This is a genomic window from Candidatus Methylomirabilota bacterium, assembly GCA_027293415.1.
In the GTDB taxonomy this organism is placed as follows: Bacteria; Methylomirabilota; Methylomirabilia; order Methylomirabilales; family CSP1-5; genus CSP1-5.
In genome coordinates, this window is record JAPUFX010000141.1 from 1 (window position 1) to 2,509 (window position 2,509).

Annotated in this window: 2 protein-coding genes; both read left to right on the plus strand. The window is 61.0% G+C overall.

All coding sequences use genetic code 11. The features are described 5' to 3' along the window. Window positions 1–252 precede the first annotated feature (252 nt). Window positions 253–1,995 (plus strand): thiamine pyrophosphate-binding protein, encoded by a 1,743-nt coding sequence (locus O6929_10415; protein MCZ6480801.1) that lies wholly within the window; start codon window positions 253–255, stop codon window positions 1,993–1,995. Between the two features lie 111 nt (window positions 1,996–2,106). Beyond that, a complete protein-coding gene (locus tag O6929_10420; GenBank protein MCZ6480802.1) occupies window positions 2,107–2,406 on the plus strand; it encodes a PEGA domain-containing protein in 300 nt (99 codons plus the stop codon). Window positions 2,407–2,509: the final 103 nt, after the last annotated feature.

Consider the following 2,509-nt stretch of genomic DNA (forward strand, 5'->3'; position numbering starts at 1 on the left):
GGTTGTAGGGGAGAGGCTCCCCTACGCCTGGGGGGTGCTCAGCGAGGCGAACGCCGAGCGCCGAAGGGGGGCCTGCCCCCCTAGCGGAAGTGCCGCACCAGCGCGGAATACTAGTGAGAAATAGTTGGTGCGGCACTAGGAACCGTCCCCCATCCATAAGCAGGATGCCAGCCCAATTTTCCTGTATGATATCGTGCAGGCCTTTAATGCCTTCTCTCCGATTCCTCACCATCCGGGGAGAGGAGGCGGAACATGAAACTGCCTTCTGCATTCGGGCGACCGGCGAGTGCAGAGGGTTCTTCCGAGAGGGAAAGTCCATCCATCATGAACGGGGCCCGTCTCCTCGTCCGAGGGCTGAAGCAGGAAGGAGTCGAGCAGATCTTCAGTCTCTCCGGCGATCATATCAATCCCATCTATGATGCCTGTCTTGACTTCCGCGTCCGCATCATCGATACCCGCCACGAAGCGGCAGCGGCCCTCATGGCCGACGCGTGGGCGCGGGTGACGGGACGCCCCGGGGTTTTCGTGGTTACAGGCGGTCCCGGTCACACCAATGCCCTCACCGGAATTGCAACTGCCTTCCTTCAAGGGTGCCCGGTCGTCGCCATCAGTGGCGCCCCCGAAACGTTTCTAAAGAACCAGGGGGCCTTTCAAGAGCTCGACCAACTCTCCCTCGTCAGGCCCATCACCAAGTGGGCAGCGGTGGTGACCGATCCGCGCCAGATCCCCGAACATGTCGCCACCGCCTTCCGGGAGGCCGTGTCGGGACGACCGGGACCGGTTCACCTGACTATCCCCATCGATGTCTTGAGCCGAGACGCAGGCCAGGTCCCACTGGCTTCCCCGCACGCGGGCATTCCTCATCCGTCTTTCGAAGGAGGACCGGATCTGATCCAGGAAGCCCTCGCCCTACTCCGGCAGGCAGAGCGGCCGATCCTTATCGCCGGGAGCGGAGCCTGGTGGGCCCAGGCTGGGTCTGAACTTGAACAGTTCGTGGAGATGACCCGGATTCCCCTGTTCACGATTGGCCTCGCTCGAGGGCTAATTTCCGATGACCATCCGCTCTGTTTTGGCTATGCCGATCCACTTCTGAATGAGGTCGCCAAGGAGTTCGTTCACGCGGATGTTATCTGCATCCTCGGGAAGCGGGTCGATTACCGGTTGGCCTTTGGTGGACCTGGTCTTTTCGATCCGAGGACGAGGATCATCCAAGTGGATATCCATGCCGCGGAGATTGGGCGCAACCGCCAGGTGGACGTGAAGATCGCGGCGGATGCGCGGACCTTCCTGGCAGCGTGCGTGGTTCAAGTTGGCGAGCCGTGGCCTGAGCGGCCCTGGCTTGGGCACTTATCCAGGGTTGCCCAGTCTTGGCGGACGGCCCTGGAGGCAGGAGAAACATCCGCTGAAATTCCCATCCATCCGCTACGACTCTGCCGGGAACTCCGCGAGGTCTTGCCGCCCGAGGCGACGGTTGCTATTGATGCCGGAGATTTCCTACAGTGGGCGAGGATCGCTTTGCCATCCCGACGTCCCGGACGTTGGCTGCGCTTGGGCCCCCTGGGGACTTTGGGGGCGGCGATTCCCTTCGGAATCGCGGCCAAACTGGCCAGGCCACGAGAACTCGTGGTTGTGGTGACGGGGGACGGCGGATTTGGCTATCATGGGTTGGAACTTCACACTGCGCTCCGTCACGATCTCCCCATCGTGGTCGTCATTGGCAACGACGGGGCGATGGGAATGGAGCGGCAGATTCAGAAAGCCCTCTACGGGCCAGATCGGGTGGTCGGCTGCGAGCTCGGGCTGGTGCATTACGAGAAGATGGTTGAAGCGTTAGGGGGGCATGGTGAGTTTGTCGAGGCGCCGGATGAGATTCGTCCCGCCCTGCTCAGGGCGTTCGATGCCGGTCGTCCCGCCTGTGTGAATGTCATGATCCGGGATGTTCCGAGTCCGCTGGCGGAGGTCAGCATCGCCAACAAGCGGGCCCTCATGCAGTAGCCTTCTGGTACGATGTGTCGTCAAAAAACCCTTGACTCCTTATCATTCGACCAACAAAGTGAAAGAGTCATACATGAAGTATTGAACGGGGACATCTCGCGGGGAGGAACGGTGCGTCGAATCCGAGCATTGCTGGGTCTGGTCGGGCTTGCCCTCTTCTGGGGTGGCTGCGCCTCGACGATGATGGTCTTCACCGAACCGGGCAACGCCGAGATCCTGGTGGATGGAGAGTTGATCGGCCGGTCTCCGCTCCTGTACGCAGGAGAGTCAAGCCTCGGTGGGTCTGTGGAGGTGACAGCCCGGCTTTCCGGGTATCAGGAGCAGACGGTGCAGGTTTCTCGAGTCCTCCAGCCCTGGGGATGGTATCTGCCAGACAACGTCCATGTCCGGTTGGAGCGGGTGGAGGAATAACGTTTTCCCAGAGATAGAAGCTATTGAGCAATCATTCTTCGAGAGGAGGAGGAGTATGGTGAAGGCAACGTATCGGTGGATCGCCCTGGTGATGGCAGCGGCC